14 protein-coding genes are annotated in these 22570 nt (G+C 35.6%); all 14 read right to left on the bottom strand.

What is annotated here, in order from left to right; translation table 11 throughout:
• Window positions 1–144 precede the first annotated feature (144 nt).
• Window positions 145–1353, bottom strand: a complete 1209-nt coding sequence (locus tag BZG01_RS16325; protein ID WP_101310914.1) for a TlpA family protein disulfide reductase — start codon at window positions 1351–1353, stop codon at window positions 145–147.
• The gene (locus BZG01_RS16320; protein ID WP_180327356.1) at window positions 1340–2407 is read right to left on the bottom strand and encodes a thioredoxin family protein; all 1068 of its coding nucleotides are present in this window, start codon (window positions 2405–2407) and stop codon (window positions 1340–1342) included. Before BZG01_RS16320 ends, BZG01_RS16325 begins: the two co-directional genes overlap by 14 nt.
• A gap of 31 nt (window positions 2408–2438) precedes the next feature.
• Window positions 2439–3329 (bottom strand): hypothetical protein, encoded by an 891-nt coding sequence (locus BZG01_RS16315; RefSeq protein WP_101310912.1) that lies wholly within the window; start codon window positions 3327–3329, stop codon window positions 2439–2441.
• Between the two features lie 11 nt (window positions 3330–3340).
• Window positions 3341–4882: a RagB/SusD family nutrient uptake outer membrane protein gene (locus BZG01_RS16310; RefSeq protein ID WP_101310911.1), complete on the bottom strand. Its 1542-nt coding sequence runs from the start codon at window positions 4880–4882 to the stop codon at window positions 3341–3343.
• A gap of 198 nt (window positions 4883–5080) precedes the next feature.
• Window positions 5081–8671, bottom strand: a complete 3591-nt coding sequence (locus BZG01_RS16305) for a SusC/RagA family TonB-linked outer membrane protein (RefSeq protein WP_101310910.1) — start codon at window positions 8669–8671, stop codon at window positions 5081–5083.
• A gap of 134 nt (window positions 8672–8805) precedes the next feature.
• On the bottom strand, window positions 8806–9987 hold the full coding sequence (locus BZG01_RS16300) for a FecR family protein (RefSeq protein WP_101310909.1): 1182 nt from the start codon (window positions 9985–9987) through the stop codon (window positions 8806–8808).
• A 91-nt stretch (window positions 9988–10078) separates the two neighbouring features.
• The gene (locus BZG01_RS16295; protein ID WP_180327355.1) at window positions 10079–10618 is read right to left on the bottom strand and encodes an RNA polymerase sigma-70 factor; all 540 of its coding nucleotides are present in this window, start codon (window positions 10616–10618) and stop codon (window positions 10079–10081) included.
• 285 nt (window positions 10619–10903) lie between these two features.
• Window positions 10904–12067 carry a thioredoxin family protein gene (locus BZG01_RS16290; protein ID WP_101310907.1) on the bottom strand — a complete coding sequence of 388 codons (1164 nt, stop codon included), beginning with the start codon at window positions 12065–12067 and terminating at the stop codon, window positions 10904–10906.
• Between the two features lie 478 nt (window positions 12068–12545).
• Window positions 12546–13061, bottom strand: a complete 516-nt coding sequence (locus BZG01_RS16280) for a GNAT family N-acetyltransferase (RefSeq protein WP_101310905.1) — start codon at window positions 13059–13061, stop codon at window positions 12546–12548.
• A 741-nt stretch (window positions 13062–13802) separates the two neighbouring features.
• Entirely contained in the window at window positions 13803–15014 is a 1212-nt protein-coding gene (locus BZG01_RS16275; RefSeq protein ID WP_180327354.1) for a hypothetical protein, read from the bottom strand.
• A 104-nt stretch (window positions 15015–15118) separates the two neighbouring features.
• Window positions 15119–16303 (bottom strand): TlpA disulfide reductase family protein, encoded by a 1185-nt coding sequence (locus tag BZG01_RS16270; protein ID WP_101310903.1) that lies wholly within the window; start codon window positions 16301–16303, stop codon window positions 15119–15121.
• Window positions 16304–16330: 27 nt separating this feature from the next.
• Window positions 16331–17479 (bottom strand): TlpA disulfide reductase family protein, encoded by a 1149-nt coding sequence (locus BZG01_RS16265; protein ID WP_101310902.1) that lies wholly within the window; start codon window positions 17477–17479, stop codon window positions 16331–16333.
• 69 nt (window positions 17480–17548) lie between these two features.
• The gene (locus BZG01_RS16260) at window positions 17549–18964 is read right to left on the bottom strand and encodes a RagB/SusD family nutrient uptake outer membrane protein (RefSeq protein ID WP_101310901.1); all 1416 of its coding nucleotides are present in this window, start codon (window positions 18962–18964) and stop codon (window positions 17549–17551) included.
• 4 nt (window positions 18965–18968) lie between these two features.
• Window positions 18969–22505: a SusC/RagA family TonB-linked outer membrane protein gene (locus tag BZG01_RS16255; RefSeq protein WP_180327353.1), complete on the bottom strand. Its 3537-nt coding sequence runs from the start codon at window positions 22503–22505 to the stop codon at window positions 18969–18971.
• Window positions 22506–22570: the final 65 nt, after the last annotated feature.

The raw sequence follows: 22570 nt of genomic DNA, 5'->3' as shown, positions 1-22570 counted from the left end.
TTCCAATTAGCCATAAAGTAGTCAATGACTACTCTTAAAATAGCGTTACACAAAAAGAGGATGAGCCAATCTGCACATCCTCTTTTTCAATATGTATTATTTTAATAATAAGTTAAGTTTTAAAAAAAACTCTTAATTAATTTTCTACTTAATTATTTTACTGAAAATAATATCCAACGACTCCGGATCATGCCCAACGTGACGAATTGTTCCGCTTTTATCAACTAAAATAAAAGTAGGCACACTCATTAAATGATAAGCTTTTTCGAGTTGATCCATGGTTGCAGTATCCCGCAGCAATTGCGGCCATTCCATGTCCTCTTTTTCCAATGCTTTCCGCCACTGCTTTTCATCCTTATCAATAGAAAGACTTACAAATTCCACCTTACTATTGTAATTGGAATACAACCCCTTTACAGAAGGTATTGCTGCACGGCACGGCATGCACCACGAAGCCCACACATCAACAAATAAAAACTTTTCCTCTTCCCTAAAATTAGATAGTCTTAACTTTTCACCTTTTCCAGTTAAAACATCAATATCCTGAAAAGGCGTTCCTGTTGTATATGGCGCCATTTTATCCAGCTTCTTTTTAATTTCAGATACCCGGATCGAATCTCCTTCTACCGCACCCGCAACCTTTCTCCATATGGCTAAATCTTCCTGCGAAAAGCTGTATTCTGCATCTAAAAATTTATTCATTATGAATAGAGAAACAGAACTCCCATTTTGCTTGATGAAAGATTTGTAAACTGCAAGAAGTGCCTGATGAGCATTGTGTAAATCATTGTACAGATTTTCCTTTGAAACGTCACTATTTTCCTCCCACGAATAATATCGCATACTCTTCTCAGAATAATCAATTTCATAAGGACGTAACTGATTGCGAAATACTGTAAACATTTCCTCTCCTTTTCCTCCGTCAACAGTTACATTCGCCTCCTTGTAAAGTGGCGAAGATAGATATACATACGAAAGAGGGATACTATCCAAATGAGCCGCCTTGTACTGCATTTTAACATTTTCCACCCATAAAGAAGTTGTTGTTTCGAATTGTTTTTCATATGATGCATCCTCTGGAATCAACGCCCGGTTAGTTATAACCAACTTAGCAGCCACAGGTTCCTGCACGCTTCCCCGCAAAACAAAAGATTCATTTTCAACAGTATCAATTGCCATCAAAGAACTATTCCCATCCTCCTCATTTATCAATTCAACAATTAAACCATTGTACATTCCCGGTATTTTTGCTGTTATCTCAAATTCCTTCTTTGAGTCTTTGCATGCATTTAAAGAAAGTATAACGATCCCTAAAATTAAAATGCTAAATCTGTTCATTTTATTTTTTTTCATAAGATCTGTTTAATTTTTCTTCCAACATTCGACCTGTTTTGTTTTCTATTTTCATTGATTCTGAAGATTCTCCCCAAACTAAATGCAGGGATCTCATAAGCACATCGTATACTTCTTCGTCAACAGGGAACGATAAAACTTTGTTAAAATCTCTTTCGTAAGCAATTTTGTCATTCAAAAACTGCGACTCAGAAAGATCTCCCAATGCTAAATAAAAATCCCGATCCGGAATTTCTGCATTTTCAAGCAAGATTCTGAATGAAGGAATTTCATTTTTCAATTCGGCTCCATAATTCTCTTCCGGAGTTATCATTCCTGTTAAGTAATTAATGAAATGTGACCACAATGCAGCCATTCTCACATAAGCAATACTTTCTTGATCCATCATAGGAGCAATCTCTTTGTAGTGTCGCAGATAGTAAGCAAAACGGTCACTGTTCCAATCGCGATAATGAATACACCTATACAATAATAAATAATCACTGCTTACTCTTTCCTTTTCAGATAAATTCTCAAAAAGCTGATTTGCCACTTCTGCGACTTCTTTTTTTGAAGAGGCATCTGTTAAAGCATTAATATAATCTAGTATCTGCTTTTTACTCAGTTTTCCCTGTTTGTAATTCTTTTCTAAATAATCCAATGAAGTCTCTTTAGTAAGACCTCGTTTAACCATATTTATAAAGATAGATAGCGTATCAGCCCCAACCACTTTATGCTGGATTTCTCCATCCGGACGAATGATTAAAAACGTTGGATATGCTGTAACTTCCTTTTTGTATTTCTCAGCCAAAGTTTTTCCTTCTTTTTCCATATCGAATTCCAGAAAAACAAAATGTTTGTTAAAAAAAAGACCGGCTTCTGCAGATTTAAACTGCCTTTTCATCCATTTGCAAGGACCACACCATGATGTATATCCATCTATAAGAACTAATTTTTTTTGTTGCTCTGCTTTCACCAGAGCTTCTTTAAATGTGATTGACTCCACTTTCACCCCTTCTTGCGAAAATAGAAGAGATGAACAAAACAACAAAATCACCAATAAAATATTTTTCATAATTACTTTTTTAAAATTTTCAAATAAATTTCTATTCATATACTACTATTCCGTACGATTCCAACACTTTTATCAGCTCTTCCATCTTTTCGATGCAAATAGGGTATTCAGCATAATTTGTTCTGAATTCCTCTTCACTCATTGCAAAAGCTTCTTCGATATAAGCCTTCAAATCATATTCTGCAGAATTAAAAGGTATTCCCCATGCGTAAACATAGGTCATCAATAATCCTACTGATGGATATGGTTCTGGAATATTCCACGAGAAAATATCGTAGTACTCGTTACTGTAACTGTAAAACTTTTCAAACTTTGCTGCGGGGATTTTATCTACCTGTGCAATTATGATCTCTTTTAACAGGCTCGAAGCCAAAACTTTTTGTTCGTTTTCGCTTAAAACAAATAGATCACCCGGTGCAAGAACAGCTCCTTGCAATCCACTATAAAAATTTGTTAATTCCGGTTCTGAAAACATTCCATAGTTGTTTTTGCTTACGAACATGCTATCGGTTAGTAAAAATGAAAACGGATACATTTCCTTTGGGATTTTGGTCAAAATTTCGTTTTTCACGAAATCAGCAGCTGACTTTTGAAGTTCTATATCATCATAATATATATATTCATATTTATCGGCCCATGACGAACTGGTCATTGCATACCCGGGGTTAAAAATCTCATTCACAACAACTGATTCTCCGGCCAAAGATGTGACAGTATAGGTAGTTAAGGTGTCATTAAAAAGTAGGTAAACTCCCGTTGCATTAAAAAAATCTCTCCTAAGCAAAGATTCTTCGTCCATGGCTCCCTCGGCAGGTGCAAAAATATTCTCCTGAGGATAGTCTGTTTCAAGATAGGTTTCGTCTTCACTACACGACGAATTACATAAAATCAGACAAAACAAAATTATATATATATTTTTCATATCAATTCGTATTATAAACTTTCATAAAAACCATCTCTGGCGTCTCTCTCATTATCTTTCATTCCCTTATTATACTCAATTTCATACTCAGGGATGGGCAAGGTATAGGCCGGATCATTAGGAGCTAAAATAAATGATCTTTTTGCCGAAGGAACATACTTATAAGTATTTGGATCCTGTTCAAAGTATGTATACGATGCTGTCAATGTTTTGGTGTTCGGATACTCCGGCACAACATTATATCGACGTAAATCAAACCAACGATGGCCTTCGAGACACAACTCCCTGCGACGTTCATCCCTGATAAAATAAATTAACTCGTCATGCGTAAGATTATTTACTTTTGAATTATCATACAAATTACTGGCAAAGCGATTGCTTCTTAATTCATTCAGAACTTGTTTTGTCGTATTGTCATCATTCAAGAAAGCGGCAGATTCAGCCAAATTTAAGTAAGCCTCTGAAGTTCTGAGAACAAAATTATCCGATAAATCTTTGGTTTCAAATTCGGTTCCTGTCATCTTTTTTAGATATGTAATTTGCCCTTCTTTTACCACGTAATATGTTGTTCTTAAATCTCCTGACTCATAGGAATTGTACAAATCTGCAGAGATTTGAAAGTTATTGGAAGAAAGAGAGGTGCCTGCAGCAATATTTCCTGGAATTGATGTTGCCCCCATGGAAAAAATCAGTTCGGGAGAAGATGAATTTAAAAATTCTTCGCCCGAAAATGTGTTTAAATTCTGAAGAGAACTTTTTACATCCAATACTTTTTGAGCATAAATTTTAGCATTCTCATAATCCTGCATATACAAGTAAACCCGGCTTAACAGTAATCGAACCCCATTCACGTCAACTCGATAAAGTGATTTGTGCTCCACACCATCCAATGCCTTTTCAGCCTCCAGCAAATCGTCAACAATAAGTTGATACATCGCAGCAAGCGTACTTCGGGTATAAGTAATATCTTCAATATAAGGTGTAGTTTTTAATGGCACTGCCAATGCAGTTTCAGCAGAAGATGGATTGTAGGCTTCTCCGAAAAGATTTGTCAACACAAAATAATATGCCGCCCGCAAAAATAAACTCTCTCCTTTTATTCTGCTAATGTTATAAATATCATCATCTGTTGTCCCTTTAAAATCAGTAATAGATGAAAGAATAACATTCAAAGAATTGATATGACTGTATAAATTATTCCAATCTGCTGAATCGTCCCAGCTATTGCCCCCATCAGGATTTCGTTCTACTTTTTGCTGCCAGTTAGAATATCCATATAATGTAAAACAAGCGGCTTCAGAGAGATAAGTACTGCCATTTAAATATTGCTCGGTTTCATCTGCCATAAAGTGTATATAAGGGTAATAAAGACCTTCCCGAACTCCCCACTGATAAGATTGCACATTGGTGCGTTTCATGTATGCATTGCCCAACAGCAATTCATCAAGATCGTTGTACCCGGTAACATATGCCTGATCCTGCGAGTATTCCTCTAAAAAATCAGAACAGGAGGCTAGTGCAAACAGGAGGAATATTATTAAATATTTTTTCATCTGTTTATAATTTTAAGTTTTTGTCAGATGGAACTTACCATATAATCATCTCTCTGTGTGTAGAAAGCTTTATACATGGACGTTTCATATGATTATAATTTGTTTTTTAATTGCCATATGGAACTTACCATGCTGAGATAATCATCTCCCTGTGTGTCAAAATCGCTTTGGCATGGACGTTTCATAATCGTAAAGTTTTTAGAATGATACACTAAGGCTCAAAGTAAATGCAGGACGCTCTGAAAGTTGAATATCAGTAAATCCACTTTGTGTTGGAGTTTGTCCTTTTAATTTATTGGAACAAAGAATAAATGGATTGGAAACCAGGAAAGAGGTTTCTAATCTGGATAGCGCCCAGTGTGAAATCGTTGATTCCGGGAATGAATACGTTAAAGACAGACTTGAACATTTTAAATAATCGGCACTCACAACACGTAAATCACTATAATCATACATCTCCCACAAGCTATTGGCAATAGTAGGAACCTGCCCGGATGTGAATCCTGACCAATGACTGGCATAACCATAATAAGAATCCGAATTAGGATTGATAACAGCAGGAATACTTGTCACGTTTTCATCACCCGGGTGCTGCCATCTGTTAAGCATTTCCCGATTGATATTGTACTCTGGCCTAATATCTGATCCTGTTTGATTGTACAGACGAAAAAGACGGGTCTTTGCCCCTAAACTATAGGCAAAATTGGCATTCAGTCTCAAATTTTTATACTCTAATGTTGTATTAAAACCTCCTGTAACAACAGGCTCTCTGCGTCCGCTTGATTTCATCACCTTCATGTACACATCATAATTGTCGATTCCGTACAAAGTTTCTTTCTTATCCTCCAAATCGTTAAACATTGGGCCTCCATCGTTGGGGTTTAAGCCAATAAAATCGTAGGAATAAAAGGAACTCACCGATTTCCCTTTTACCGTTGCGGTTCCTTTTAAAAAATCTGTATAATCGTATTGTTCTGCAGAAGGAAGTGTATTTACTTTATTATCCATGTAGGAACCTGAAGCAGACAAGTACCATTTAAAATTTTCAGTTTTTACGGGTATCGCGGTAATTGAAACATCATAACCCGAGTTAATAATCTCTCCCCCGTTTACTACAGTCGAACTCAAACCATTCACCCCGGATATCTTCTTTTGCATATAGGCGTCTTTTGTTTCTTTATGATAATAAGAGCTGCTTACCATTACCCTGCGGTTAAACATCGAAAACTCCAAGCCTAAATTAAAGGAACCCGTACGCTCCCATTTTAAATTCTCGTTAGGAAATATAGAAATCTTCGATACATATTCATTGTAATGTGTATCATATGGCTGTTTTGAAATGATCATTTCCGGTGATTGGCCACTCAACATGTTTCCCTGATAGCCATACGAACTTTTCAAAAGCAACTCATCAAAAACTCCTGTAAAACTTTTCAAATGCTCATTCAGATTGTATGAAAACGAAGCCGACCATACTGGCAAAAGATTGTCGTTACTTTTGCTTCCAAATTTATTTGACCCATCGTAACGCATATTACCATTAACGGTAAACAAATTTTTATAACTATAGGAAACACTCGAATAGAAGGAAAGCACATTAGAAAGGTTATCACTTACTACAGGTAAATTGGCACTTTGCCAATTTGCATAGGCCGGATATAAAGTTGGATCAACTATGGCAAACTGCATTCCCCGCTCCGGGTAGTAACCTCTTGTTGTATTCTCATAGCCTTTATACCTGTCTGAGTTCATTTCAAAACCAAAAGAAGCATTGATATTATATTGTTCTGAATCCCCCCAATATTTATTAATATTACTCTGTAAACGTGCAGTATAAGAACTGTTCCGGGTTTGATTCATTGTGTATTCACCTCCAAATGGTAATTGACTGGACTCTGAATCTATTTTATCACCAACTTCTGCTCTACGCAATACAGATGCATGAAAAGTAGACTCACCCCAGTAAGAATTGATATCAGTATTGGATTGTGTATATGAAAAGATTCCATTAAATGACAACCAATCTTTAGGAGAAAAATTCATATTGATACGATAGGTAGAATTATTACTCTCCTGTTTACAGCCACTGTTGGCTAATTCATTTAATATATTATACTTATAATACCCTAAACCATCATTAATAAGGTAATTGTCTTCCGGAGCTATTAGCCGGCTTGTATTGTATGCATAATTAACAGGAGAAATTTCATCTTGATAATACCTGCGCTTTCCTTTGTTTGCATTAAAAGCAAATGAGGTAGAAAAAGCAGGAGAAAATCTCACATCTAAATTTAGAATAGCTGTATAACGTTTGCTCGTATTGTCTTTAATAACATCGTTATTGTTGGAGTATCCAAAAGAAGAATAGTAACGGATATTATCTGTTCCACCTGTAACACTAACGGTATTGTCTGACGAAAATGAGTCTTCAGTCAATTCTTTAAACCAGTCGGTATTTGTATTCTTCAACAAAGAGACCTTGTCGTTAAATTCATTATAATCAATTTCTCCTGCATATAAGCTTCGCAATGCGCCTTCATAACCTACCCAGGATACATTATTTGCATACCCGTAATTATCATTTAAAAGTTCACGGGAAAAATTTAATCTTTCCTTGCCAGTCATTAAATTAATATTGCGGTTCGAATAACGAGGTCGTAATTTATAACTATTATTAGTATTAAAGGAAACAACAGGTTTTCCTGCATGACCCTTTTTAGTAGAAATTACAATTACACCATTGGCTGCTTTTGTTCCATACAAAGCTGTAGCCGAAGCATCTTTTAAAACATCGATTCTTGCGATATCCTGTGGATTCAGGCCTGAAATAGCATTTCCAATGCGATTTACGTAATCAGGGTCATTCAACTCTTCCGGAGATATTTTTACCGGATCAGAAACAACAATACCATCGATAACCCACAAAGGTTCACGATTCCCAATCAAAGTAGAAGTTCCTCTGATTCGTATTTTTGGTACAGCTCCAACCTCTCCTGAATTTGTACTTACAGCCATACCTGAAATATGTCCTTCAAGCATTTTATCAATAGTATTCCCTCCTGTTACCAAAATATCTTCTGCTTTAACAGAAGTAACTGCACTTGTCAGTTTTCTACGATCAATCACTTGATATCCTGTAACAACAACCTCATCCAAATTTGCGGTATCAAATTTCAAAACTATTTTTAAATCGGTCTGCCCATTATAAGTGATCTCTTGCTGCAACATTCCAACAAATGAAAATAACAGTACTGCATTTTCATTTTCAAAAGAAATAAGGTAATCTCCATTTGCATCAGTTGCTGTACCATTTGTAGTTCCCTTAACAACAACAGAAACTCCAGGCAAGGGAACTCCATTTTCGTCGGTAACCTTTCCTTTAACCTCTTTCTTTTTTTGTTCTGCTTCGTTAACCGGTTGCTGTGTTCTGTAGCTTATAATTACTACATCTTCATCTGTGGTATAAGTAAATGGTAATTCTTGAAATAGATCACTCAGACATTCTTCCAATGTTGCAGATTCCAAATCAACCGATACTTGGTAACCTTCTACATCATCGTAAGAGAATACAAAATCGTAATCTGTCAATTCTTCAATTCTCTCCAAAGCCTCTGAGAGTTCTACTTCGTCCAATTTTAAATTCGAAATGATCATTTGAGAATTTACCCGCGCATAGGTCGTTAGTAAACTCATCAACAAAATCATTTTTAATACAGTAAGTCTCATAAGCCACTGTCGGGTTTTTGCCCTATCCCAATTCGGAATAAGGTGGGTTAGTTTTTTTTTCATAAATTTGTGATGAAGATTAAACAATAGTTCATCCCTCCAAGGATGAACAGTTAATTTGAGGGATAGCTCCAACTATCCCTTTTTTACTTCTAAATCCCCTGATGGGGACTTCAACATTATATCATTTTTAGGGGTTATCGATTAACATCGGAAACTACAATTACATTTCCTTTCAATTTCATGCTTATCCTGCCGGTTTGCTCCAGCCTGCTGACAATTTCTGCAAAATCTTCATTCCGGTCAGCCCGCATTCTAAACGCGTAATCTTTCACCGCCGGATTTTGATAAAAAACTTTAAAATCGTACCAACGCTCCAACTTTGTTAGTATATCCTCCAAACGTTCTTTTTCAAAATAGAAATACCCGTCTCTCCATGCAGTATATTTTCTCACATCAACTTGTGAAACATAAATTTTATCACCTCCAATTTTCAAATTGGCATTATCGCCTGGTATCAATAGTACCTTACCTGAGATTTGTTTTGAATTTAACTCAATACTTCCCTCAACCAAAGTAATATTTAGTTCCTCGCTGGGATATGCACTCACATTAAACTCTGTTCCCAAGACACGAGTAGTTGTACTCTTTGTTTTCACAAAAAAAGGTTTGCCGGGATTTTTTTCAACATCAAAGTATGCTTCACCAAGCAATTCCACTTCTCTTGTTGCGCCGGTAAACTTCACAGGATAACGAAGTTCTGATTCTGAATTTAGCCAAACCTTTGTTCCATCAGATAAAACCAGTTGATATTCTCCCAGGCGAGGCACTTTCAAAGTATTGTACATATCAGCCAATTTGTTTTCGTTACTCTCTCCTGCAAAACGTGAATACTGAACTACATGGTTTGAATCGGTGTGAATTTGCACCCCTTCCTTTTCGGAGATAATTCTATTGATGCCCTCGTCTAAACGATACTCATTTCCACCAGATGTAATTAATAAAGCTTTGCTGTTTCCTTTTTCGATTTGCGCAAGCTGATTTCCGTCCTGATCCATTTGGTTGACAATTCTGTCAAATTGAAAAATGAATGCACAGGATAATAAGACAGCAACACTTGCTGCTATCATCCAGCCTCTTTTTCTTCTTTGCTGCTCTTTCAACTTATAAGTTAGCTTTTGCCACTCCAAACCAATATTTGGAGCATCAATCTGCTCTAACTTCTGTCCGGATTCTTTGTATTGCCGCAACTCATTGTACAAATCGAGCATTTGTTGGTTGCTCTCGTATTTTTGAAAGAAGTCAGACCCATATTTTTGAGGATTTTTCAGTACTTGAAAAACCTCCTCCAATTGATCATGATTATATGATTTTTTCATCTTGCTTGTAAATTATCAGATTTGAGACATTTAGAATATCCTCGTCTTACAAAAACAACACAAGGAAAAAATAAAATGGGTGAATTATTTTTTATTTTTTCTTCGAAACATGAAGAAAAAACAATAATAAATCGCGGTCCAGATCGTGACGCAATTTTTTTAGGGAATTGGTAACGTGCGTTTTTACGGTATTCACAGAGATATTTAATTCTTCGGCAGTTTCCTTATAACTTAAATTTTCGATAAAGCATTTTTTAAATACGCTTCGGCCTTGTGGGGGTAATTCCTCAATGGCTTTCCTAATTTCATCGAGTACGGAATCATAATCCTGATATTCATCTTCACCATATCCGGAACTGTGTAAAGTTCTGCTGATGTATTTTTTCTCCACTTCTTGTCGTTTCAGGTAATTTAAAGATCTGTTCCTAACCATACTATATAGGAATGATTTTAAGGAATAAGAAATATCCAATTGATTGCGCTTGTTCCAAACTTCCTCAAAACAATCGTTCACGATATCTTTCGCAACTTCGGGATTGCTTAAAAAACTTTGGGCATGATAATATAAACTGTTATAGTGTTCCTTAAACAGTTCTTCTAAAATGGTTGTATTTATGAGTAGTTTAGCCAATCTTTCAATACTCTATTTGGAATTAATTCACCCTAATGACGCTCCGAATTTACTACTTCAAGTAATAAACTCACGCAAATTAAAAAATAGGTGAAGTAAATTTTCGTTTTTTTTAATTTTCAACGCTCTTTTTTGATTAAGCGTTTTATGCAAATGACAAACGATTTTTAACATTTGATTCGAAGAAATAATAAAAACAAAAAGCTGCCCATAAGGCAGCTTGTTTAAAAATTGGGAAACACAATCCCACAAAGTGTGCAATAATTACTCTTTGCGGGAGGTTTTTTATTTACTCATAAATTGCAAGGACCACAAATCTTTCTTTTGATCTTCGGGTGCTAACTCTATTGATTTTGCAGCCTGAATTTTTGCCTCTTCTGTTTGTCCGTCTTTATTCAATATGCAGGCATATGTATCAATATTCGCAAAATTGGCGTTCAATTCAACAGAGCGTTTGGCCATTTTCACAGCCTTGTTTACCAATTCTTTATCAAGATCCTCTTTTGCTTCAGCAATAGTCCATGCATATTGATTCAAATTCCCGTAGTTGTCGAAATCATACTTTATTCCATAATCAGCCATTGCCTGATAAAATTTTCTCTGATCAGGATCACTTTGAAGCATATTCATATCAAAAAATGCAACCATCTTTGTTCCAACTTCTTTGTCCAGCGCAATCATCTCTTTCTTTTTACGACTTAGAGCCTCCATATCGCCTTTACGAACCAATTGTGCCATTTCTCCGAGCATGGTATACTCCAAAAACTGATCAACCTGTGCTTTATCGGCTACAGCATAAAACCTGGCCTTATTTTTCAACACAAAGTGAAAAACAGGATTTGATGTGCTTTTAATTGTACTGGCAATTAACTCGGCATCTTTTGCATTAATCAGCTCTTCTGTTTTTTTACTTGAAAAATAGCTGTCAACAGCCTCTTTGGTATCGATACCCGCTTTTGCAGAGGTCATGATGTATTTTTGCATGAATTCGGAACTGCGGTCTCCTTTTTCGAACTGTTTGTTTAGTGCAGCCCAGTTATTTTTTCTATCCAAAGCTACCCCAGCTGTTTCCAACAAAGTATTTGCATCTCCGGCTCCCACCATTTTGTGCTGCAGATTGCCATCGGCATCCAACCACAATAAAGTAGGAAAAGCAGATACCTGATATTTTTCCATCAAAGGTTTTCCTGCTTCCGATTCCATATCCATTTTCACACTCACAAAATTCTTGTTAAAGAAAGCTCCAACTTCACCTTGCGTGAAGATATTTTTCGCCAAATATTTACAAGGACCACACCATGTGGTGTAACAATCCATGAATACAGTCTTATTTTCTTTTTTTGCTTTTGCCAGAGCCTCTGATAAAGTGCCATGTTCAAATGCTATGCCTTGCGCAAAACAAGTAGCGCTAATAAATAAGGCTACTATTATTCCAAATACTTTTTTCATTTTTATTTAATTTTATTGATTTAAATGAATTTTCTTTATAAAACATAGACATTTAATTGCCTGATTTGGGTGAACCAAAATCTAATTTTAACCTAAATTAACTATAGTTAGATGCATTGCTAATAGCTGCGGCCTAATTAACATCAAATAATAAAGGCTTTAAACTTTCCAACCAGAAAAAATGGGCAAGTTTAACAAACAGATTGCATTCCAGTTTACTTAATTTAAAACTCCTTAAAAAAAACTTTTTGAAATTAATTTCCGAAACAAAATGAAAACTCATTGGCTGGGCACCAACTGTCTCAATTTCCACAAAGAAATTGTAAAACCTTGATATTGAAAAATTAAATGAATACATAAAAAAAAAACACCATCATTAGTGGTACCGCTATTCGTGCCATGCTTGATGCCCTAACTGATGTAATCCCAAAATAATCACGCAGACATTATATTGTAACCTTTATCAATTACTGCATTTTTATTTTTCGATCTGCAATTTCATCATTATGTCTGTCTGCTCGTCATTTCCTAATTTAAAAATGTGTTTGTCAAACTGCATAAATCCGTTTTTCTCATAAAACCGAATTGCTCTCGGATTTTGTTCCCAAACTCCTAACCATACGTAATGTACTTTTTTTTCCTTTGCTAACTCGATTGCCTTTTCGTATAGTATCTGTCCTATTTTTTTCCCGTGAAATTCTTCGAGAACATAAATTCGTTCGATTTCAAGTGTATCCTCATCTTTAATTTCTGTTTGAGATTGTCCAAAATTGATTTTTAAATATCCGATTACCCTATCTTTAAGAATCGCAAAATAAAATTCAGAGTTTTCATTACTCAATTCGGCTTTCAGTTTCTCAACAGAAAATCCTTTGTCCAGATACTCTTTCATATTTTCTTCACTATTGACCGAAGAAAAAGTTTCTTCGAATGTGTCTCGCCCAATTTTCTGCAATTGGGAAATATTCTCAATTGTTACTTTTTTTATTTCCATGTTATACCATTTTACAGACAAATTTACTCAGAGGTATAATTCCGATAGATATATAAAACTTAGTAATCATCCCTATTTCGGGAGAAATTAATGAGTAATTTTAATTACTTATCGGAATTACATTGAATTATTAATCATCAGATTGATTATAGTTAACAAATTTATGAATCTCAATACAATTTATATCGCTTTAAAGTCTCTTTGTAAAAAAAATCAATTTTTGAAGTAAGCTTCTAACAAAACAGTATTCACATATAATGAAAATAAACCTTTCCAACAGTTCAATTGATCTGTGAAAAGCAGTGGGCATAAAAAAACAAATCCAGATCAAGTCAAACCACTAATCCAATGAACCTTAGTTTTTCATTATTAAAGTTATGGGATAAACAAACAGATAAAAAACAAATCTCATTGCAGAAGCAGCAAATAACCATGTTGAATAATTCAGATGAAGATATTTGAAAATAAGAAGAATATAAATTGATTTTTCGCAAAAACTTTCCAAAACCCGGACAAACAGAAGCAAGACGATAAAATTTATATTAAAATGGATAAGCTAACAAGTACCGACTAATATGAGCACTCTTAAAAAATCATTTAAAGAAAAAAATCTTCATTAAAATAAAAACGAATAAGCTTATGTTAGACATCAGTGAAAAAAACCATATAACACCCATATTATACTTACTCTTTTTTCGAATTACACCATCTGCTGTGCAAAGAATATACAAATAGCAAAACTTACATTTTCCATTTTGTAAAGTATAATGCACTTTCATTTGGATAATCTATCCAGAATGCATAGATTTTATTCTTTTGAATTAGTAATTTTTGAAAAGCTCCTAAATATTCATCGAATGTAGTTAGTGGCATCGGGTTTACCAGGTATCCCTCTTTTATCACTTTACGCCTGCTATTTAGCGATTTATATTTAACAAAAAAATGTTGATCCGTAAAGTCTGAATAAATACAGTGAATGTTGCTTTGTTTGTCAAAAGCTGCCGATAATAAATTGCCTTTTTCTGTTACTAAAAGAGGAGAAGCCCAGGAGTTTCCTTCATTTGTACTGAATGTCATCCACGTTTCCTCTCTTTGATGTGGATATTGCCAGGTAAGCAGCAATTTCTTTTTCCCGTCACCCGATAGCTCAGTCATTGCATCTCTCAGTTTATTGGAAACTTGTGCCACAATTACAGGATCTTCAAAGGCAATCGTATCAGTATTTATTTTCTTCTTTACCAAATATATCCCATTGTTTCCATAAGAACCTACAGAAATCACGATCTGGTTTTTATTCACTACGCTTATCGAAGGTCCTAAAAAAGGGGTTGCATTTTCATTAAAAACATTTACCGGCTCTGTCCATGTCTTTCCTTTGTCACCGGACATCTGGTATTTTAACATATTCATAGATCTTTTGTCGTAAGAAATGTAAGTAAGATGAATTTCGTTACCAAAACTAACAATGGCAGGTTTGTCTAAAAGTTTGTCTTCACTCTTAATGGGAACAGATTTTAAGTTGAATTGTTTTTTTGCGAAATCAAATTCGTATAGAGAAATATTGCCGGAGAAAAAATCTTTGCCTATATGCATACAAACTAAATAGGCTTCTCCGCTAGTGTTGCTGGTTACATACGGGTTACCTGTACTAAACGTACCGGACAAATCAATAATCCCCTTTTCTGTCCAATCCGTTCCATTATTTGCTGACGATTTATAGGCTACTCGCATATCAGCGGCATCATTACTGTTATCTTTTCTTTCAGACCTTTTTTCCATCCATGCAGCGATGATGTGTTTCTTCGAAGGATTGCAGGCTGTTACTTCAAATGTCCTTGTTTCATTTAAAAGCTGTGCAGGCGCAAGTTGAGCCATAGCGGGGAACCCAATCAATAAGAGCAGGTATGTACAGATAAATTTTACTTTAGCTAGGTGTTTAAAATTATTCTTCATTTTTCAGTTCTGCTAAAAAAAGTATGTTTAAAAATTACAAAAAGGGAAGGAATAAGGGAGAAGGAATGATTTATCCTGTTCTCCCCATCCTGTTTACCAGTTTCCTATTCCCCCATTAGTTCTTTCATCTTTTTATCCAGTATTTCCGGATTTCCACCTACTATCCGACTGAATATTTTTCCCTCTTTGTTGAGAAGTATCTTTGTTGGGAACCCTTCTATCGCATATAACTTTACAAGATCTATTGTCTCTTTATCGTAATTATTCAATACTTGTATCCAAGGCATATCATCCTTTTTTACAGCCTTCTTCCAGGATTCTTCACACTTAGCAATGTCAGAGCTTTTTTCATGGCAAATCCCAACGATTGTTAGTCCTTTTGATTCATATTTATCATACACCTCCTTTAAGTGAGGATGGCTTGCCCTGCATGGACCACACCAACTTCCCCAGAAATCCAGAATCACGCATTTCCCCTTGATCGAACTTAGGGTGAAATTATTCCCATTAATATCCTTTTTAGTAAAATCAATATATTTACTGCCTATTGCAATTGCTTGTGCTGCCTCCAACTTATTATTCAATTTTTTCCAATCTTCCATCGCTTTAATCCGATCACTCATTGAATTTGCATAATCAGCAGCTGTTGAGTTGTCCAGTTCTTGATTTCTTAAATCATTCAATAAGAATAAAGAAACATAGGAATCCGGATGTTCTGAAATAAACTTCACAGTACTACTCGTAACCTGTGTTCCTAATTGAGCAATTCTTTCTTTCACCTCCAGTTTTCCGTTACTTTCAGTATTTTCAAACTCCGCTTTCTGGTATAATATTCTGTACAAACTATCCGTTTTCTGGTTAAGACTCTTTATCGACTGCAAATAATCATTGTACTCATTCTGAACTAAAGTACCTGAAACATCACTCTTTCTCAACCTTTTTCCCTTTATGACTGTTGTTCCGTTTGAAAGCAAAAAGTTTACTGCATCCATTTTGTACCCCTTCATATTAGAAAACGGATCGATTACCTCTTCATCCGAAACATAATGAATTCTTGCATTAACCGGATTAGTGACAACACCTCGAAAAAGGAATTTGCCTTGCTGAGAAGTGGTTGTGTCGATAACATTCACACCATTCTCTCCTGTATAGGAAAGGGTCACTTTCGCATCTTTTTTGAGTTCAGACAATTCCCCTTTTACTGTAAAAGCTGTATCGGTTGTCGACCCTGTATTTTTGCAAGAGGCAAACAAAAGGAAAAATGCCAATAAAATTTGAAATTTATTCATAATTGAAAACTATTTATGCTAGATAGATTATTTAAATATTTCGGACAATTTTTTATGTAATTCCTCCCCTCGCAATGAGCGGGCGATAACAATTCCATTTGGATCTATTAAGAAATTATCGGGAATAGAATTAACCCCGAATTGATTCGCCACTTCGTTTCTTTCTTTAAGGTCTGACACCTGTATCCATGGAAGATTGTCCTTTGCAATGGCTTTAAGCCATGACTCCCTTTTTGTGTCCAAGGATACCGCAACAATCTCTAAACCCTTTCCGTGATATTTGTTGTATGCTTTTAGTACATTCGGATTCTCGGCCCGGCAAGGACCACACCAGGAAGCCCAAAAATCAAGCAGCAAGTATTTTCCTCTGTAATCAGATAACTTCACCACTTTTTCATCCTTATCTATTTGTGTAAAATCGCCCACTTGTTTGCCCACAATAAATCCTCTTAAATAAAAGTCAACCTGCTTGATTAGGTTCTTTCCTGCAACACTCGATTGAATGTCTGAATCCATTGACAATATTTTCCCCCTTAAATCCTTTAACGACTGCTCGTCCCTTGGATTAAGCCCTGCACTTAGAACATACAAGTACACCAAACTATTAGGATTGTTTTTTCTATAGTTTTCGACAAATTTATCGTACTTAACGTAGCATTCCTTACTCCTATTTTGAAGTGCTGCAATTGTAACCGTATCCTTCTTTGCCATGGCAGCCATATACTCTTCCTGCCATTTATTAAAGCCGGTAAATTTGGTGGCATCTTCATTAAATTTAGTAAACTCATCCTGTAATCGTGATCCTGTAACTCTTCCTTCTTTCAGAGAGAGAAGCTGAGTTGTATCTGAAAATCCTGTTATTTTGATGTTTGAGTTTTCTAAAAAAAACTCAAATATGGTATTCGCCTTAACTTGGTATTTGCTTTGAAAATAAATTGTTGCACGTACTGGTTCTTCCGTATATCCTTTAAATACGAAATGTCCGTTATTTATGGGTAAAGAATCATTTACCTGCTCGCCATTTTGAACAGCTCCATACAGGTATATATATCCCTTAGCATTTTGAAGCCCTTCAATATCTCCGGTAAGAGTATAGCCGTTGTTTCTTTCCTGAGCACAGGTTGCCAGTGTAATGCCTGTTAAAGTCATTACAAAAAACAAATTTCTAAAATTCATGTTGGTGTTTTGTATTTATATAAAAAAATTAAAGCATGGTGTCTGTAAAAGACACCATGTTTAAAATCATTAATAATTTTGAGTTAAATTAAGATTGTAGTTTGTTGCACTTTGTGGAAAAGGAAAAATCCACAATGGCGAATCAGGAGTTAATGTGTAAATTGTACCATTGATATTCCTATTAATATCTTCCTTATAAGCATCTTCTGTATTCCAACGCTTAATATTCGCAAAGTTTTTCCATGTACATAAAAATTCTACCCTCGATACTTTTTTCAGATAAGTCATCGCATCGGCCTCAGTAGCTGCATAAACAGAAGCATAAGTATCCGGATTAATGCGTCGTTCTCTTATGTAATTGATTACATCCATTCCTGCTGGCACTTTTCCTGTTCTTATCAAACATTCAGCTTTTATCAAATAAGTATCGGAGGTATTCATCCCTGCTGAGTTTTGCTGATAATCGGCCGCATACCACAATGCCGATCCTTCAATACCACTATAATAAGGACCATAGTCTTCAATTAGTATGGGATAGCCATCACTACCTACAAATTGCTTGATTATATTACCATTCTCATAATAGTTCGTTAAAATATCCGAAGTAATGATACATTGTGTAGGATTGTAATCCTGACTTGTTATAAAGAATAGATTATCCTCTGCCTCCAGTCCTACACGAATAAGATTTTCGGCTCCTATGAACAGCCGGTGATCTTCCAATGTATTGTTATAAAGTAAAGATGAATCTGCTGCTACCAATGCATTTTCATAGTCGCGCATCGAAAGCAAAATTCTTGCTTTTACAGCATAAGCAAAACCTTTGGCTACACGCATGGCTGTAATCGGCCGATCAGGAAGCGAATTAGATTCCAGTGCTGCATTGATATCTGAAAGCATATTCTGATACACTTCAGCCACAGTACTTTTTACAGGTATGCTTTCGAAATCAACTTTATTCATATATACAATTCCTCCATCCGTCTCTGCAGTAGATGGATTGTAGGCTTTAGCATAAATATTTACCAAAATGTAATGCAGATATGCTCGCAACACAATCGCTTCGGACTTTAGCTGCTCCACTTTGTCCGGATCATCACTAACATTAGGAGCCTGCTCCAGTATCATGTTCAAACGTGTACAAATAATCGAGTAAATCCCCTCATAAACACGATCTGTTTTTGTAAGTGCAGCCCGATCAATATCAACATCGTAAGTCAAGCGAGTATAGTTCAGATCTTTTACAGCCCCGTTAAGAAGAGGAGGTATTTGTTTATAACCATACGAATACATGTCATTATCCAAATCATATAGCTCTCTTAAATTAAAAGCATACGCACTATTAAAACTGTAGTTCAATAAATATTCCAATTCATCTGCAGTTTCCAGCAAATTTTTACCTTTTGGCTTTATATCGGTATATTCTTCGCAGGCTGTGAAACCCAGCGCTGCAAAAATTATCAAAATGTATATATTCTTTTTCATCTGTTTAAAAATTAAGGTTCACTCCGAATATGTAAGAAGTTATTGTTGGTAAACTACCTGTTTCAGGATCATCCTGTAAATTATCCCTTGTCCAAAGAGTTTTTGGATTGTTTATTTGGAAACGCAGTTTAATACTATTAGCTTTTATTTTTTGTGTTATTGCTTCAGGTAATTCGTAACCAAATACAATATTTCTAATCTTGATAAAATCAGCATGTTTTACCCATCTGTCTGCAGTTCTCAATTGTGATGAAGTATATTGCAATTCTGATCGATAATACTCTCCTGCTCCGGGGATATCGGTATCTGTATTTTCAGGGGTCCAACTATTTAACAGGTAATTAGGCAATGGTCCATATCCAGGTGCAGAATATGCATTTATAGGGTTGTCTCGGAAATAATGTCCTCCGTAATATACCGCAAATACATTCACACTAAACCCTTTATAAGCTATTTGATTATTGAATCCAATATTTACTTTTGGGTCTGTTGTACCTGAAAATACAACAGCGTCTATATCCGAAGATGGAACTGTGCCAGTTGTTAATGTTCCATCAGACAATAGGTATTGAGGCAAACCTTCTTCGTCGAGCCCCTTGTATTGATAAGAAAACAACGAATTAACCGGAAATCCCTTTTTGAATGTTCCACTACCGGCAAGTTCTGATGGTGTTGTTGCAATATCATCAACTTTGGTTATCTCATTTTTATTTCTGCTCAGGTTTAATGTTGAAGACCATTCAAATCCTCCTTTTATAACTGGTCGCAGCCAATCGTAACTCAAGCTTAGTTCCACACCTTTGTTCAACATATCACCATTATTGATGATTAAAGTGGAATAGCCTTGGGTTACATCCAAACGCTTTCTTGCCAATAAATCGGTACCTTCTTTTCTATACCAATCCAAACTTGCCTTCAATCGATAATCGAACATGCTAAGATCTAAACCAACATTAACTGTAGCTGTTTTTTCCCAACGTAGTTTTGAATTAGGCGGAGTTTTAATTGTAGCTATTGGTAAATTGGTTTGACGCTGTGTTCCATCAATGGTAGCAGTTAATCGGCTTGTATAATCCGTTGAAATATTCCCGGTTACCCCATAACTGGCTCTCAACTTCAAAAAGTTGATCGACTCTTTATCCTTCATAAAGTCCTCGTTGGAGATATTCCAGGCAAGACCTGTTGACCATAGCGGACTTCCTCTAAATTTTGGAGCTCCTCCAAACAAATCGGCATAATCTTTACGCACAGACCCAAAGACATTGTACCTTTTGTCGAAGGTATAAGTGAAATTGGCATAGCCTGAAGCGTAACGGTGCTTTGTGTCAGTACTCAATCCAAAAACATTAATATCGTTGAACATATAAGCAGGTGTTGCAAAAAAGTTCCAAAATGAAGTACTAATTTTACTTAAAGCATTAAAATCGACTGCAGAAGTTGATTGGACTTGCAATTGATCATTGTATCCGAATAGACCTCCCCTTGTTCCATACGATCGAGTCTGACGAAACTCTGTTCCAGCAATTATCGAAACATCATGCTTTCCGAATTCTTTGGTATAATTTACTTGAGTACGAAATGTATAACTTGGCGATTTTTGATTGGAAGTAAGCAACCGACCTCCTTCGGGTAACAAATTTGTATATACATAAGGGTCTTCTGTTGTTCCGAAACCCGATCGGGTAGTACAGGCATTTTGCAATCTCCTCATAAAATAACTTTCCGATTCTGAAAGGGTTCTGTTATCAGATTGGTTATCTTCGTACTGAAATTGAGGTTCTATGGTTAAGCCTGGTAAAGGTTTAATGTTAAGTCGTACAAAATACCTGTTATTACGAGTACTTGTATTGCTAAAATTTCTATTCAATTCATCAAGGTGATTGTATTTTAGAGAGTGTAGTTTAGAAGTTGACTCAAATACATTGTTGAAAGAACTGTAAATGTTAAAATCGTTAAGTGAATAGTATGCTTTTTCACCACTTTCATCATAAAGATTGTAGTAGGAAGGAACATTAAATGGCGTACTTGCATTATAGTCGTTTTGAGAACGGGTTTTCCCAATAAGCATATTTACTCCATAATTAAAATCCAACCATTTTACTGGTTTATAAGCACCTCTGAAAGAAATGTTTAATTGTCTGTTGTATGCATTGATAATTCCTGAATTATCTCCTCTATAGTTTACTACCAGATTTGATTCAGATTTATCATTGTTAGATCTTAATGCAATATTGTATTGTTGTATTGTTTGATTTTCTAAAGCATGCTTTTTGAACTCATTATAAAAGTCATTCTTTTTTAAGTCAGACAGTGTGGCATTTAACTGCTCTTGGTTGATATCACCTTTAGCCAACTGGTAGTAAGCATATTGTAATGGTGTTGTTGAAGAACCACTATTTTCAATGGAATTTTCAACAGAAGTTACTACTTCTTCAACCGTACCATATTTCCCACCATTAAAATACCAATCGTAATACTTGCTTTCAAAATCAACCTGCTGCGAAGTAGTCATATAACCATATTTACTATAATCGGGTTTTTCGAAATAACTCAGATTTGCCGAAACCTCAACAGAAAATTGATCTTTTCCTCTTGCTTTTTTGCTTACAACCACAATAACTCCATTGGATGCTCTTGCGCCATAAATTGCCGTTGCAGCTGCATCCTTTAATACGGTAATACTTTCAACATCATAGGGGTTAATATCTTCTATGTCTCCTTCTATTGGTAAACCATCAACTACCAACAAAATATCTTCACTTGCATTTAAAGTTCCAATACCACGAATTGTTGTTTTCCCATTGTAACGCAAAACACCGGGAACTGTACCTTCTAAATTCTCAGCCAAATTAACAACGTTTTTCGTTTCTAATTCCTTTGAACTTACAGAAGTAATAGCTCCTGTTATTTTTTCTTTCTTTATGGTTTGATACCCCGTAGAAACAACAGTTACTTCACCCAACAGCGAAACATCATCCTGCAAAACCACATTTATTTCAGAAACACCAGCGGTAACATTAAATTCTTTTTTTTGCATTCCAACGAATGTAAAAACTAAAACAGCTCCCTCAGGAACTTCAATAACATAATTCCCGTTGATATCGGTAATCACACCAATCGTGGTTCCTTTTACTACGACAGAAACCCCTGGCAGAGGAATACCATTTGTTTCCATAACACTGCCGTTAATTTGCTTTTTTCCCTGCACTGCGGGTGCTGGTTCTGTCGCAGGAGCAACGTACTCTCTTTCCGAAATGATAATTACATTATCATCCAGCTGATAGTCTAAACCACGTTCATACAAAACATCGTGCAAGAGCTCTTTTAAATCCTGCTGATTCGCATCAAGACTTATGGGTTCTTTGCTCAACACCAGGTCGTAATTGTAAAGAAACTCGTAATCAGTCTGACTCTTAATTTCTGAGAAAAACTCAATAAGACTGGCATTGTGCATATTCATATTCACCTCTGCATTCTGCCCCTTCACGCTTGCGGTAAGCTGAAAAACTCCGACCAGCATAAACATTGTAAGTAACTTCATACGCATTACAATTTTTCTCCACCTATTTTTCTCAAAAAAGGAGGGAATTCCAAATGATTTTTTCA

This window comes from Labilibaculum manganireducens (assembly GCF_002843385.1).
Taxonomy (GTDB): Bacteria; Bacteroidota; Bacteroidia; order Bacteroidales; family Marinifilaceae; genus Labilibaculum; species Labilibaculum manganireducens.
The sequence above is the reverse complement of the archived record's forward strand: the minus strand, read 5'-3'. Positions and strand labels throughout refer to the sequence as shown.